General features: G+C 57.3%; 17 protein-coding genes. All 17 read left to right on the forward strand.

The window, feature by feature from the left end:
- Positions 1-16: 16 nt before the first annotated feature.
- The 17 genes from rpsE (at position 17) to ppk2 (ending at position 13,133) form a co-directional block, all read left to right on the forward strand.
- Positions 17-661 carry a 30S ribosomal protein S5 gene (gene rpsE / locus QFX07_RS02075; RefSeq protein WP_204860947.1) on the forward strand — a complete coding sequence of 215 codons (645 nt, stop codon included), beginning with the start codon at positions 17-19 and terminating at the stop codon, positions 659-661.
- Between the two features lie 2 nt (positions 662-663).
- On the forward strand, positions 664-870 hold the full coding sequence (rpmD, locus tag QFX07_RS02080) for a 50S ribosomal protein L30 (protein WP_279741271.1): 207 nt from the start codon (positions 664-666) through the stop codon (positions 868-870).
- Between the two features lie 2 nt (positions 871-872).
- Positions 873-1,319, forward strand: coding sequence for a 50S ribosomal protein L15 (rplO, locus tag QFX07_RS02085; RefSeq protein ID WP_279741269.1), 447 nt, complete (start codon positions 873-875; stop codon positions 1,317-1,319).
- Between the two features lie 281 nt (positions 1,320-1,600).
- Positions 1,601-2,908: a preprotein translocase subunit SecY gene (secY, locus tag QFX07_RS02090; protein ID WP_279741267.1), complete on the forward strand. Its 1,308-nt coding sequence runs from the start codon at positions 1,601-1,603 to the stop codon at positions 2,906-2,908.
- Positions 2,905-3,468, forward strand: a complete 564-nt coding sequence (locus QFX07_RS02095) for an adenylate kinase (protein WP_279741266.1) — start codon at positions 2,905-2,907, stop codon at positions 3,466-3,468. The genes secY and QFX07_RS02095 overlap by 4 nt, the downstream gene beginning before the upstream one ends.
- 120 nt (positions 3,469-3,588) lie before the next feature.
- Positions 3,589-4,425 carry a type I methionyl aminopeptidase gene (gene map, locus QFX07_RS02100; RefSeq protein ID WP_279741264.1) on the forward strand — a complete coding sequence of 279 codons (837 nt, stop codon included), beginning with the start codon at positions 3,589-3,591 and terminating at the stop codon, positions 4,423-4,425.
- Between the two features lie 124 nt (positions 4,426-4,549).
- A complete protein-coding gene (gene rlmN, locus QFX07_RS02105) occupies positions 4,550-5,764 on the forward strand; it encodes a dual-specificity RNA methyltransferase RlmN (protein ID WP_279741262.1) in 1,215 nt (404 codons plus the stop codon).
- A gap of 281 nt (positions 5,765-6,045) precedes the next feature.
- Complete coding sequence (gene infA / locus QFX07_RS02110) at positions 6,046-6,267, forward strand: translation initiation factor IF-1 (protein ID WP_005505018.1); 222 nt, start codon at positions 6,046-6,048, stop codon at positions 6,265-6,267.
- Between the two features lie 124 nt (positions 6,268-6,391).
- On the forward strand, positions 6,392-6,505 hold the full coding sequence (rpmJ, locus tag QFX07_RS02115; protein WP_004005257.1) for a 50S ribosomal protein L36: 114 nt from the start codon (positions 6,392-6,394) through the stop codon (positions 6,503-6,505).
- Between the two features lie 180 nt (positions 6,506-6,685).
- A complete protein-coding gene (gene rpsM, locus QFX07_RS02120) occupies positions 6,686-7,054 on the forward strand; it encodes a 30S ribosomal protein S13 (RefSeq protein ID WP_005505026.1) in 369 nt (122 codons plus the stop codon).
- A gap of 68 nt (positions 7,055-7,122) precedes the next feature.
- Positions 7,123-7,530, forward strand: coding sequence for a 30S ribosomal protein S11 (gene rpsK, locus QFX07_RS02125; protein WP_005505028.1), 408 nt, complete (start codon positions 7,123-7,125; stop codon positions 7,528-7,530).
- Positions 7,531-7,669: 139 nt separating this feature from the next.
- Positions 7,670-8,662 carry a DNA-directed RNA polymerase subunit alpha gene (locus tag QFX07_RS02130; RefSeq protein WP_279741260.1) on the forward strand — a complete coding sequence of 331 codons (993 nt, stop codon included), beginning with the start codon at positions 7,670-7,672 and terminating at the stop codon, positions 8,660-8,662.
- 105 nt (positions 8,663-8,767) lie between these two features.
- Positions 8,768-9,421 carry a 50S ribosomal protein L17 gene (rplQ, locus tag QFX07_RS02135; RefSeq protein WP_279741258.1) on the forward strand — a complete coding sequence of 218 codons (654 nt, stop codon included), beginning with the start codon at positions 8,768-8,770 and terminating at the stop codon, positions 9,419-9,421.
- A 174-nt stretch (positions 9,422-9,595) separates the two neighbouring features.
- Positions 9,596-10,561, forward strand: coding sequence for a tRNA pseudouridine(38-40) synthase TruA (gene truA / locus QFX07_RS02140; protein ID WP_279741256.1), 966 nt, complete (start codon positions 9,596-9,598; stop codon positions 10,559-10,561).
- A gap of 365 nt (positions 10,562-10,926) precedes the next feature.
- The gene (gene rplM / locus QFX07_RS02145) at positions 10,927-11,370 is read left to right on the forward strand and encodes a 50S ribosomal protein L13 (protein ID WP_005505035.1); all 444 of its coding nucleotides are present in this window, start codon (positions 10,927-10,929) and stop codon (positions 11,368-11,370) included.
- Positions 11,371-11,402: 32 nt separating this feature from the next.
- Entirely contained in the window at positions 11,403-11,894 is a 492-nt protein-coding gene (gene rpsI, locus QFX07_RS02150) for a 30S ribosomal protein S9 (RefSeq protein WP_279754883.1), read from the forward strand.
- 171 nt (positions 11,895-12,065) lie between these two features.
- Positions 12,066-13,133 (forward strand): polyphosphate kinase 2, encoded by a 1,068-nt coding sequence (ppk2, locus tag QFX07_RS02155; RefSeq protein WP_279741251.1) that lies wholly within the window; start codon positions 12,066-12,068, stop codon positions 13,131-13,133.
- Positions 13,134-13,184: the final 51 nt, after the last annotated feature.

The raw sequence follows: 13,184 nt of genomic DNA on the forward strand, positions 1-13,184 counted from the left end.
CGTAAAGGAAACTCAGGTGAGCGAAGCAGTAGTAGCTGAAACCGCTGAGACCTCCAACCAGCGCGAGGAGCGCCGCAACAACCGCGGCGAGCGTCGTGGCCGTGGTGAGCGCCGCAACAACCGCGCTCGCGAGGAGGAGAAGGACAAGTACATCGAGCGCGTTGTGACCATCAACCGCGTTTCCAAGGTCGTCAAGGGTGGTCGTCGCTTCAGCTTCACCGCGCTGGTCGTCGTTGGTGACGGTAACGGCCTGGTCGGCGTTGGCTACGGTAAGGCTAAGGAAGTTCCCGCAGCAATCTCCAAGGGTGTCGAGGAAGCAAAGAAGAACTTCTTCCGCGTTCCCCGCATCGAAGGCCGCACCATCCCGCACCGTGTGCAGGGTGAAGCAGCTGCAGGCGTTGTGATGCTCCGTCCGGCAACCGCTGGTACCGGTGTTATCGCAGGTGGCCCCGTGCGTGCAGTACTCGAGTGCGCAGGCATTCACGATGTGCTGTCCAAGTCGCTCGGTTCCTCGAACCAGATCAACATCGTTCACGCAACTGTTGCAGCACTCAAGCAGCTCGAGGAGCCCCTGGCAGTGGCAGCCCGCCGTGGCCTGCCCACCGATGAGGTTATCCCGAGCTACCTGCGCAACACCAAGTCTGAAAAGGCAGGTGCGTAGTAATGGCCAAGCGTATTCAGCCCAGCGACGCAAAGCTGGAAATCACCCAGGTCAAGTCCTATGTTGGTCAGAAGCAGAATATGCGCGACACCCTGCGTTCCCTGGGCCTCAAGCGCCCCGGCAACAAGGTAGTCCGCACTGCTGACCCCATCACCGTTGGCATGGTTAACACCGTTGCTCACCTGGTGAAGGTTGAGGAGGTCAAGTAAAGATGGCAGAAGCTATCAAGATTCACGATCTGCGCCCGGCACCGGGTGCCCACAAGGCAAAGACCCGCGTTGGCCGCGGTGAAGGCTCCAAGGGTAAGACCGCAGGTCGCGGTACCAAGGGTACCAAGGCACGTTACCAGGTTCGTGTAGGCTTCGAAGGCGGCCAGCTGCCGCTGCACATGCGCCTGCCGAAGCTGCGCGGCTTCAAGAACCCCTTCCGCACCGAGTACCAGGTTGTTAACCTGGACCGAATCCAGGAACTGTTCCCCAACGGTGGCGACGTCACCGTGGAGGCACTGGTTGCTAAGGGTGCCGTTCGCAAGAACGAGCTCGTGAAGGTTCTGGGCAACGGCGAAATCTCCGTTAAGGTGAACGTTGTTGTCGACAAGGCATCGGCTTCCGCTATCGAGAAGATCGAGGCCGCTGGCGGTTCTGTAACCGTTAAGTAGTCTTCAAGACGAGAAAGCCCCCGTCCGTACACTGTACGGCGGGGGCTTTTTGCTGCTCGAAAAGACTCACAACAGGGGTATATTCCTGTATTCGTATATTTGAACGCTTGGTACACGCCACATTTAGTGTTCAGAAATCACGCTAAGAGAATATAAAAGCTACATAATCTGCTAGGGAGTTATCGTTACCCGCTCCAAACACGATAGACTGGAAGATGTGTTTACTGCGCCCTAAAACTCCTCGAGAGGGATGGGCGCCCCATAGACTTACAGGAGGACATGTGCTGAGCGCATTCGGGCGAGTCTTTAAGACCGCCGATTTGCGGCGTAAGCTGCTGTTTACCCTGGCAATGATTGTGCTGTACCGCGTGGGCACTTTCATCCCCGCGCCAGGCGTTTCCTACGGAAATGTACAGCAGTGTCTGAAAGCCAATGTTACGAGCGGTGGCGTCTACGATATCGTCAACCTCTTCAGCGGTGGCGCACTGCTGCAGCTTTCGATCTTTGCCCTCGGCGTGATGCCGTACATTACCGCGTCCATTATCATCCAGCTGCTGCGCGTGGTCATCCCGCGATTCCAGGAGCTACACGATGAAGGCGCGCAGGGCCAGGCAAAGCTCACCCAGTACACCCGCTACCTGACCATCGCTCTTGCTCTGCTGAACGCAACCACCATCGTCTCGATGGCGCGCTCCGGCGTTTTGCTGGGTAACTGCCCCGGCATCATCCCCCAGGACGATGTACTGCACATCCTGCTGATTATCGTCACCCTGTGTGCAGGTACCACCGTCATCATGTGGATGGGTGAGCAGATTACCGAGCGTGGCGTCGGCAACGGCATGTCCCTGCTGATCTTCACCTCAATTGCTTCCTCCTTCCCGAGCGCTCTGGGCTCCATCCAGCGCACCCACGGTTGGGGTATTTTCGCAGCTGTCTGCGGCATCGGCCTGCTGGTTATGCTCGCTGTGGTCTATGTGGAGCAGTCCGTTCGCCGTATCCCTGTGCAGTACGCAAAGCGCATGATTGGTCGACGCACCATTGGCGGCACCAACACCTATATTCCACTCAAGGTCAACATGGCCGGCGTGATCCCGCTGATTTTCGCCTCCTCCCTGCTGACCCTGCCCGGTCTGCTTGCCCAGTTCAACACCCCGACCGACGGCTCCACTCCACCGGACTGGGTTAACTGGATCAACGCATACCTGGTGCGCGGCGACCACCCGCTGTACATTGCTCTCTACTTCTTCATGATTATTGGCTTCGCGTACTTCTACGTGGCGGTCACCTTCGACCCGGTAGAAGTAGCGGACAATATGAAGAAGTACGGTGGCTTCATCCCCGGTATTCGCGCCGGTAAGCCCACCGAGCGTTACCTCAGCTACGTACTCAATCGAATTACGTTGCCTGGTGCACTTTACCTGGGTGTAATTTCCATGATTCCCCTGGTAGCGCTTATCCTATTCAACGCAAACCAGAATTTCCCGTTCGGCGGCGCCTCGCTGCTGATCGTGGTGGGTGTTGGTCTTGATACTCTCAAGCAGATCAATGCTCAGCTCCAACAACGAAACTACGAAGGACTGCTCCGATGAACCGTCTGCTCATCGTCGGCCCTCCCGGTGCAGGTAAGGGCACCCAGGCCGTCAAGATTGCTGAAGCGCTGAAGATTCCCACGATTTCTACCGGTGATATCTTCCGCAAGAACATCAAGGAAGAGACCGAACTGGGCAAGGAAGCAAAGTCGTACATCGACTCCGGCAACCTGGTTCCCGACTCTGTCACCAACAACATGGTGCGCGCACGCCTGGAGGAAAGTGACGTCGTCAACGGCTTCCTGCTCGACGGCTATCCCCGCAACACCTCCCAGGTGCACGAGCTGGACTCCATCCTCGAGGCCAAGGGCGAGAAGATCGACCGCGTTCTCCTGCTGGTTGCAGACAACGACGAACTCGTCGAGCGTCTGCTCAACCGCGCAGCAGAGCAGGGTCGTACCGATGACAACGAAGAGGTCATCCGTCACCGCCTGAAGGTCTACGAAGAAGAAACCGCACCGCTGATCGCAATCTACCGCGAACGCGGCATCGTCAAGGAAGTTAATGGCCTCGGCGAGATTGCTGAAGTCACCAAGCGCATCCTCGACGCTCTGAAGTAATCTTCTGCTGTACCCCCGCAATTTGAGGTGCATGATGCATCACAAAGACTTGCGGGGGTACAGTGCTGTCTGTAGAGTTCTAAGCTTGGGCGTACCGCCCCACATACCTAAGGAGCCAGAATGGCACGAGTCGAAATTAAAACCAACGCACAGCTTCAGCAGATGGCTCGTGCAGGCGTTATCACCAGCCGCGCGCTCGATGCGGCAGTGGCTGCAGCCCGCCCCGGTATAACCACCGCAGAGGTCAACGCCGCCTTTGAGCGCACCATGCTGGAACTGGGTGGAACCTCCAACTTCTACGGCTACTACGACTACCCTGCAACTGTATGTACCTCCGTCAACCATGAGGTTGTTCACGGTATCCCCGGCGACTACGTGCTCAAGGACGGTGATATTCTCTCCATCGACGGTGGCGCGTACGTCATTGATCCCGCTACCAACCGTCAGTGGCACGGCGATTCGGCGCGTACTGTACTGGTTGGTAACGTGAGCGAAGCACGCGCCGAGCTTTCCGCTGTCACCCGCGAGGCAATGTGGCATGGTATTGCCGCTCTGGCAACCGCAAAAAAGGTCGGCGAAATCGGCCTTGCCATCGAAGCGTATGTGACCGAAGAATACGGCGATAAGTACGGCATCATTGAAGACTACGTCGGTCACGGTATCGGCTCCCAGATGCACATGGCACCGGACGTACTGAACTACGCTGTGCGTGACATGGGTCCGAAGATTAAGCCCGGCATGGCTTTCGCTGTCGAACCGATGCTTGTCACCGGCTCCATCGAGACTAACGTGCTCTCCGACGACTGGACTGTTGTGACCGTTGATGGCTCCGATGCATGCCAGTGGGAGCACTCCGTTGCTGTGCACAGTGAAGGTATCTGGGTCCTGACTGCAGAAGACGGTGGCGCAAGCGAACTTGCTCGCTTTGGCGTAACCCCGGTTCCGATTCCCGCCTAAGTCTCACCGCTAGGGTAGGGGAACCCACCTTTAGCTGCCTCACCTCCACCTGAAGAAACCGGCGAATCCGGTCCGGTGCGTGATAACGTATCCGAAAGCATCCACATCACAAGGAAGAAGCTCCATGAGCGAAACTCTCAACAGCGGCGAGACAACCGCACCCGCTGCGACCAAGGTGCCGGTTGAAATCTCGAATATTCGCCCCGCACCCGGCCAGATCACCCTGAAAGCACCGCGCCGTGCGAAGCCGCCCAAGCATATCGCTGACTTCGACATGGCTGGCCGCCGCGAATTTCTGAAGGAACTTGGCCATCAGTCGTTCCGTGCATCCCAGCTGTCCAAGCACTATTTTGAGCGTTTAGTCACTGACCCTGCCGAGATGACTGACCTGCCGGCTAAGGACCGCGAGCAGATAGTTGCACAGGCGATGCCTCAGCTTCTGACCCCGGTCCGTACCCTCGAGGCTGACGGTGGCGACACTCTGAAGGTTGTGCACCGCCTCTTCGATGGTGCGCTCATTGAGTCCGTTATCATGCGCTATGACAACCGCGTGACCATGTGCATCTCTTCGCAGGCTGGTTGCGGTATGAACTGCCCCTTCTGTGCGACCGGTCAGCAGGGTTTGACCCGTAACCTCTCCACTGCAGAAATTGTGGAGCAGGTCGTTGCCGGTGCTCGCTATCTGAAGCAGATGAAGGGCCTGGAAGAAGCAGAAGGTGGTTCTGAGGATACTCGTCCGCTGCGTGTTTCCAATATTGTCTTCATGGGTATGGGCGAGGCGCTCGCTAACTACAAGGCAACCATGGGTGCTGTGCATCGTCTGATTGACCCTTCGCCGGAGGGCCTCGGTATTTCTGCTCGTGGTCTGACCATGTCGACCGTGGGCCTGGTGCCGGGTATTCGTAAGTTCGAGCTGGAGAAGCTGCCCATTACTTTGGCGCTGTCTCTGCATGCTCCGGATGATGAGCTGCGTGATGAGCTGATTCCGATTAACCAGCGTTGGAAGGTCGACGAGACTCTGGACGCTGCGTACGACTACTACCGTACGACCGGTCGCCGCGTCTCCATTGAGTATGCGCTGATTCGCGATATTAACGATCAGGGCTGGCGTGCGGATCTGCTCGGTAAGAAGCTGGCTCAGCGAGGCCGAGGCTGGGTGCACGTGAATCCGATTCCGCTGAACCCGACCCCGGGTTCGAAATGGACGGCATCCCGTAAGGGCGTTGAGCAGAACTTTGTGGAGCGTCTGCGTGCCCACGGTATTCCGACGACTATTCGTGATACTCGTGGTTCCGATATTGATGGCGCATGCGGTCAGCTTGCCGCTAAGGAAGACTAGGCAACTGAGCTTTGCTCGATAAGGTGTGCCCCTTTCCGCCGGTTGGCAGTCCTTAAGGCTTTCTGGAGTGGGGGGGCTTAAACCTTTTAAACCTTAAGTGCCTGATGTCATAAAAATCACGGTTGTTTTTCCCCGCTCTTTGCCGTAGAGTTAAGAGTTGGTTGTTTGTGCCAGTGTTAAGTGCACCTTAAAACGCCCTAGCACCTCACCGCGGTGAGCTCACAGACAGAAGATACATTTGCCCGCCGCACCTGCGACGGGCACCGACGTTAGCGGAGGATATGGCTAAGAAAGACGGCGTCATCGAGATTGAAGGCTCTGTGGTTGAAGCTCTGCCCAACGCGATGTTCCGTGTTGAGCTGGATAACGGCCACAAGGTTCTCGCACACATCTCGGGCAAGATGCGTCAGCACTACATTCGCATCCTGCCTGAGGACCGAGTAGTAGTGGAACTGAGCCCCTACGACCTTTCCCGAGGTCGTATCGTCTACCGTTACAAGTAAACCCGAGATAAACGTCGCCTTTGGCGGCGTTTAAATCGTGTTCAAAGGGATAACGCAGTTCCCCAACGTAAGTGAGGGAACCTCTTATCTCGCCAGTAATCAAGTTGCAATCAAAAGGAATGCGATGAAGGTCAAGCCGAGCGTTAAGCCGATCTGCGATAAGTGCAAAGTGATCCGCCGTCACGGTGTGGTCATGGTGATCTGCGAAAACCCGCGCCACAAGCAGCGCCAGGGCTAATCCCTAGTAGCTGACTTTGTAACCGCCTCAACAGAGGGCGGAATTGTCATAGGCACCGCTCCGAAGCAACGCCCAAAAAGGCGCCTTCGGATACCTCCGGACTCAGAGGCCGGGGACCGAGGCAGAATAACTCGGGCAGTGATGCTATAGACCTCTGGAAAACAACAAGGAGAAGCCAGTATGGCACGTCTCGCTGGAGTTGATATTCCCCGCGAAAAGCGCGTGGAAGTTGCTCTCACTTACATCTACGGCGTGGGCAAGACCCGTGCACATGAAACCCTCGCTGCTACCGGCGTCAACCCTGACACCCGCGTCAAGGACCTGACCGACCAGGAGCTCGTGGCACTTCGTGACTTCATCGAAGGCAACTACAAGGTTGAAGGTGATCTTCGCCGCGAGGTTGCAGCTGACATCCGCCGTAAGGTTGAAATCGGTTCCTACCAGGGCCTGCGCCACCGCCGCGGCCTGCCGGTTCACGGTCAGCGCACCAAGACTAACGCACGTACCCGCAAGGGCCCGAAGCGTACCGTCGCAGGTAAGAAGAAGTAAGCAACGTTGCTCTGTTGGATATCCCTATCCGACCAACGTATTAGAAAACCTTTGTAGGAGAATCAAAAATGCCTCCCAAGACTCGCGCTGCGGCAGCTCGTAAGACCAACCGCCGCAAGGTTAGCAAGAACATCGTTGCTGGTCAGGCTCACATCAAGTCGACCTTCAACAATACCATCGTCTCCATCACCGATCCCACCGGTGCAGTGATCTCCTGGTCCTCCGCTGGCGACATGGGCTTCAAGGGCTCCCGTAAGTCCACCCCCTACGCCGCACAGCTGGCTGCTGAGGCTGCTGCAAACCGCGCCAAGGAGCACGGCGTCCGCAAGGTTGACGTGTTCGTCAAGGGTCCCGGTTCCGGTCGCGAAACCGCAATCCGCTCCCTGCAGGCTGCAGGCCTCGAGGTCGGTTCCATCCAGGACGTTACCCCCGTTGCACACAACGGTTGCCGTCCCCCGAAGCGCCGCCGCGTCTAATTAGGTCTCGACCTAATCCCTCGACGGGCACACTCCGCACGGAGCCGTACCCGGAGAGTACAGACACCCGTCTGCTTCCTAAGATATGTTTTCCCCAACCTGTGGGCTCATATAGCGGAGCTCACCGAAAGGAAACAAAGTGCTTATTGCACAGCGCCCCACTCTGACTGAAGAGGTCGTAGCGCCCAACCGCTCGCGCTTCACCATCGAGCCTCTGGAGCCCGGTTTCGGCTACACCATGGGTAACTCCCTTCGCCGTACTCTGCTGTCTTCCATCCCCGGCGCCGCAGTTACCAGCGTCCGCATTGATGGTGTACTGCACGAGTTCAGTACCGTTCCCGGCGTGACCGAGGACGTCACTGAGATTATCTTGAACATCAAGAAGCTCTCCATCTCTTCTGAGAACGACGAGCCCGTCGTGGCCTACCTGCGCAAGCAGGGCGAAGGTGAACTGACCGCAGGCAACATCGAGGTTCCCGCTGGCGTGGAGATCCACAACCCGGAACTGCACCTGGCAACCCTGAACGCCTCGGCAAACTTCAACGCTGAGCTGGTTATTGAGCGCGGTCGCGGCTATGTGACTGCAGCTCAGAACAAGGCCGGCGATGGCGAGATTGGCCGTATCCCGGTTGACTCCATCTACTCCCCGGTTCTGAAGGTTACCTTCAGTGTGAACGCGACCCGTGTTGAGCAGCGCACCGACTTCGACAGCCTGACTCTGGATGTCGAAACCAAGGAAGCCATCGCACCGCGTGACGCTGTTGCTTCTGCAGGCAGCACCCTGGTCGAGCTCTTCGGCCTGGCACGTGAGCTGAACATTGCCGCTGAGGGTATCGAAGTTGGCCCGTCGCCCGCCGACGAGTCCATGGCAGCTGATCTGGCACTGGCGATTGAGGAACTGAATATGTCCGTTCGTTCCTACAACTGCCTCAAGCGCGAGGGTATCCACACTGTGGGTGAGCTCGTGACCCGCAGTGAAGCTGACCTGATGGATATCCGTAACTTCGGTGCTAAGTCCATTGACGAGGTCAAGGCAAAGCTCATCGAACTCGGCCTGTCCCTGAAGGACTCCCCTCCCGGTTTCGAGCCTGCTGCACGCCCGCTTGATGACGAAGACGGTTCCGGCGAATAATTTCGACCGAATAGTTCACCCGGTTCCACCGGGATCAGTCAAACTTGATTCCCTAAGAGGCTCCGCTGCTGGGGCGTTAGGGAACGCAACTATGGAGATTTAACTATGCCTACTCCCACTAAGGGTCCCCGCCTCGGCGGTTCCCCGACCCACGAGCGCCACATGCTCAACAACCTGTCGGCGCAGCTGTTCCAGCACAAGCGCATCACCACCACCCTGACCAAGGCAAAGCGCCTGCGTCCGGTGGCAGAGCGCTTCATCACCTTCGGTAAGAAGGGCGACCTGGCTGCTCGCCGTCGCGTGCTGCGTTCCATCACCGACAAGTCCGTCGTGCACGAGCTCTTCACCGTTATTGCTCCGGCAATGGCAGAACGCCCCGGTGGTTACACCCGCATCATCAAGATCGGTAACCGCAAGGGTGACAACGCTCCCATGGCAGTCATCGAGCTCGTAATGGAGCCCGTTGCAACCCAGGGTGCAGTTGCTGAGGCAACCAAGGTTGCTGAGAAGGCAGCTGAGGGTACCAAGGCTGAAGCTGCTGAGGGTCTGCCCGCAGGTTCTCACGCACCCCTGGAGTCCGGCGAGGCTCCCGAGGGCTTCGAGGTTAAGGGTAACGCCGATTCCATGAAGTACCACGTGCCCGGTTCCCGCTGGTACACCAGCACCAAGGCTGAAATCTGGTTCGACTCCGCTGAGTCGGCAGAGGCTGCAGGTTATGCCCCCGCAGGTGGCGCAGCAGCACAGAAGGTTTCCGAGTAATACGGATTCCAGCTGATTTAGGCTAAGCCTAAAATATGCCAATCCGCCGCCCACTATAGTGGGCGGCGGATTGGCATATCTGCATACTTTAAGATGAATCTATTCCTGAGGGTACCCAATCTTCAAGAACTTTGCCAATATTTTCGTACACTATTACTGCTGAAAGGCACACCAATGCAGAATGCTACTGCTTTAGAGAATTACGAAGAGCAGCTTTTCATTGCTACGCACCGCGTACGAATTGATTGCGCCTACGACGGTTCCCTTTTCAGCGGATGGGCTGCCCAACCGAACCTTGTCACGGTGCAGGGAGTTATTGAGAACGCTCTTGAGCTGATTTTGCGTGCATCTCACCGCGTGGTGGTCGCGGGCCGAACTGATGCCGGTGTGCATGCGGAAGCTCAGACCCTGCATTGCGATCTGAGCGATGAGGATTGGACTCGCCTGCAAGGTCGAACGGGGGAGGATGACCCGACGGCTGCCCTAGGTCGCCGCCTCACCGGTGCTTTGCAACGTTGCCTCTACGATGCGGAAGAGCAGTTGAACTTGCCGAAGAACGTCCGCGGTATTATGCGGGGTGCTATTCAGATTCACCGGGTCGCTGAGGTTCCCTTCGATTTTGATGCACGCTTCTCTGCTACCGGCCGCCGCTACGTTTATCGCATTGTAGATGGTGCGGCGGACGGTCTTAACCCTCTGCAGCGCACCTACACCTGGGCAGTGCCTGAGTATCTGGATTGCGCTAATCTTAATGAATCGGCACAGCAGCTACTCGGTCTGCGTGATTTTCTCTCTTTCTGCAAACCGCGTGAAGGTGCGACCACGATTCGTGAGCTGCGAGAGCTTAGCTTCACTCGCACAGAGAGTGGTCTTATTGAGGTGCGCGTGGTGGCTGATGCCTTCTGCCATCACATGGTGCGTTCGCTCGTGGGTGCTCTGGTGCTCTACGGTACAGGTAAACGTGACGCCGCCTGGTTGCGTGAGCGGATTGAGAACCCTGGACGCGAGGCTTCGCTGACTTTGGCACCTCCGCACGCGCTTGCTCTGGCTGAGATTTACTACCCTGCGCCGGAGTTGTACGGAGAACAAGCTGAGCGTGCTCGAGCAATGCGTGAAGACCACGAGGCACAGAGCGTTTAACGCCCTGTGTATATTGAGCACCGTCATGTGCTGGAAGTGATAAGGGGCTCAACGTAGGAGCACAACCGTCGAGGGTGAATTACACGAATGGAATTTAAAAATGTGTTTAAGACAAAAAAGCCCTATTTTTAAGGCTTTGGCGGTGGATTAAGCACTCGACGTCCTGTATAGTGTTGATATGTTGTGCGTGTTCTACCCGGGCGCACTCTAAATCGCTGTCTAGTTGCAGGACGTTAAGGCGGTGTAGAGTACGGGCAGAACGGGCGGCAGCTCGGTCCTCACCCGGGTGTTCGTCATGCACGTAAGTAAAAGGCGCGATACCCAACTAAGCGCCGTATGTACATTTCGAGACAAAGGCCAATATTTTGCGCACTTATACTCCCAAGCCCGGCGAAGTCGAGCGCCAGTGGCACGTCATTGACGCCACCGACGTTGTTCTCGGCCGCCTCGCAAGCCAGACCGCTATCCTGCTGCGCGGTAAGCACAAGCCGACTTTTGCTCCCCACGTTGACACCGGTGACTTCGTTATCATCGTGAACGCTGAGAAGGTTGCCCTGACCGGTGCAAAGCTCGAGCAGAAGCGTGCATACCGCCACTCGGGTTACCCCGGCGGTCTGAAGTCCGTGAACTACGCAGAGCTGCTTGAGACCAACCCCGTTCGCGCGGTTGAGAAGGCTGTTAAGGGCATGCTTCCCAAGAACAAGCTTGCTGCACAGCAGCTCAAGAAGCTGAAGGTCTACGCTGGCCCCGAGCACCCGCACGCGGCACAGCAGCCCAAGACCTACGAATTCAACCAGGTCGCCCAGTAATTCGGGCCTACGAAGAAACAATAGGAGAAATCGTGGCTCAGAACGAAGAGCAGATCGTAGTCGAGGAAGAGCTGACCAGCTACACCTCGGAGTCCGCTGCCCCCGCAGCGGCTAAGGCAGCACGTCCGGCACTGACCGTTGCAGGCGCAGCAGTTGGTCGCCGCAAGGAAGCAGTGGCACGCGTTCGCGTTGTGCCCGGTTCCGGCAACTGGACCATCAACGGTCGTAGCCTGGAAGAGTACTTCCCCAACAAGCTTCACCAGCAGGACGTCAACCAGCCCTTCAAGCTCCTGGAGCTCGAGGGCGCATACGACGTAATCGCACGCATCAACGGTGGTGGCCCTTCCGGTCAGGCAGGCGCTCTGCGCCTGGGTATCGCTCGTGCACTGAACGAGATTGACCGCGAGAATAACCGCCCCGCACTGAAGAAGGCTGGCTACCTGACCCGTGACGCACGCGTCATCGAGCGTAAGAAGGCTGGTCTTAAGAAGGCACGTAAGGCTTCGCAGTTCTCCAAGCGTTAATCGCTGGTTTTACGAAGCACTACGCCCCGTCTATCCCATTGGGAGAGACGGGGCGTTCTGCGTATCTACCGGCCTTAAACGTTAAGGGTGTTTGTAACTGTTACGTTTGTTCATAGAAGAGCACACCGGTAGAGTTAAAGAGTCAAAGCAGACAGGAAGAAAAGAGTACTCATGGCAGAGCAGAATCCCTCCACCAAGCCCGAAGAGCAGGCAGTGGAGGCTCCTCAGACTGAAGCCGAGCAGCACACCGCTGAAGGCGCACACGCATACACCGATTCTGAGAAGAAACAAGCCATCAAGGAAGCTCTGAAGCCCCAGGCACGCCGCACCTCCGTCGTTGAAGACTACTCGGCAGAGCTGGACGAAATGGCTTCCCTCACCCGCGCCCTCGGCAAGGACAAGAAGGACGACAAAACCTCTCAGGCATGGAAGAAGGGCTACCCCTACGACACCAAGCTCAGTCGCAAGGCATACGAGAAGGAAAAGCGCGCCCTGCAGATCGAGCTGCTGAAGCTGCAGCTCTGGGCTAAGTCCACCGGTCAGAAGATCCTCATCATTTTCGAAGGCCGTGACGCAGCAGGTAAGGGTGGCTCCATTAAACGCTTCACCGAGCACCTGAACCCCCGTGGTGCTCGCGTTGTCGCACTGGAGAAGCCGACCGATATCGAACAGACCCAGTGGTACTTCCAGCGTTACATCAAGCACCTGCCCTCCGGCGGCGAAATCGTTCTGATGGACCGCTCCTGGTACAACCGTGCCGGCGTTGAGCGCGTTATGGGTTACTGCACCCAGGCACAGTACTTCGAGTTCATGCGCGAAGTTCCGGACCTGGAGCGCATGCTGGTGAACTCCGGTATCCACATCATCAAGTTCTGGTTCTCCGTCACCCGCGAAGAGCAGCTCGCACGCTTCACCTCCCGCCGTACCGACCCGGTTCGTCAGTGGAAGCTTTCCCCCACCGACCTAGCATCCTTGGACAAGTGGGACGACTACACCGCGGCGAAGGAAGCAATGTTCTTCTACACCCACACCGGTGACGCCCCCTGGACCGTTATCAAGTCCAACGACAAGAAGCGAGCACGTCTGGAAGCAATGCGTTATGTGCTCTCCCAGTTCGACTACCCCTCCAAGGATGAGGGTGTCGTGGGTGAACTCGATTCGCTGATTGTCCGCTCCGCATCACACGTCTTCGAGGACGAGTCCGGTGACTCCCCCGACGGATTCCCCGTCGTCAAGTAAGCGTTGATAGATAGGGGAGAGCAACAACTCAACCCTACGGCGATAGAACAG

Source organism: Rothia similimucilaginosa (assembly GCF_029850985.2).
In the GTDB taxonomy this organism is placed as follows: Bacteria; Actinomycetota; Actinomycetes; order Actinomycetales; family Micrococcaceae; genus Rothia.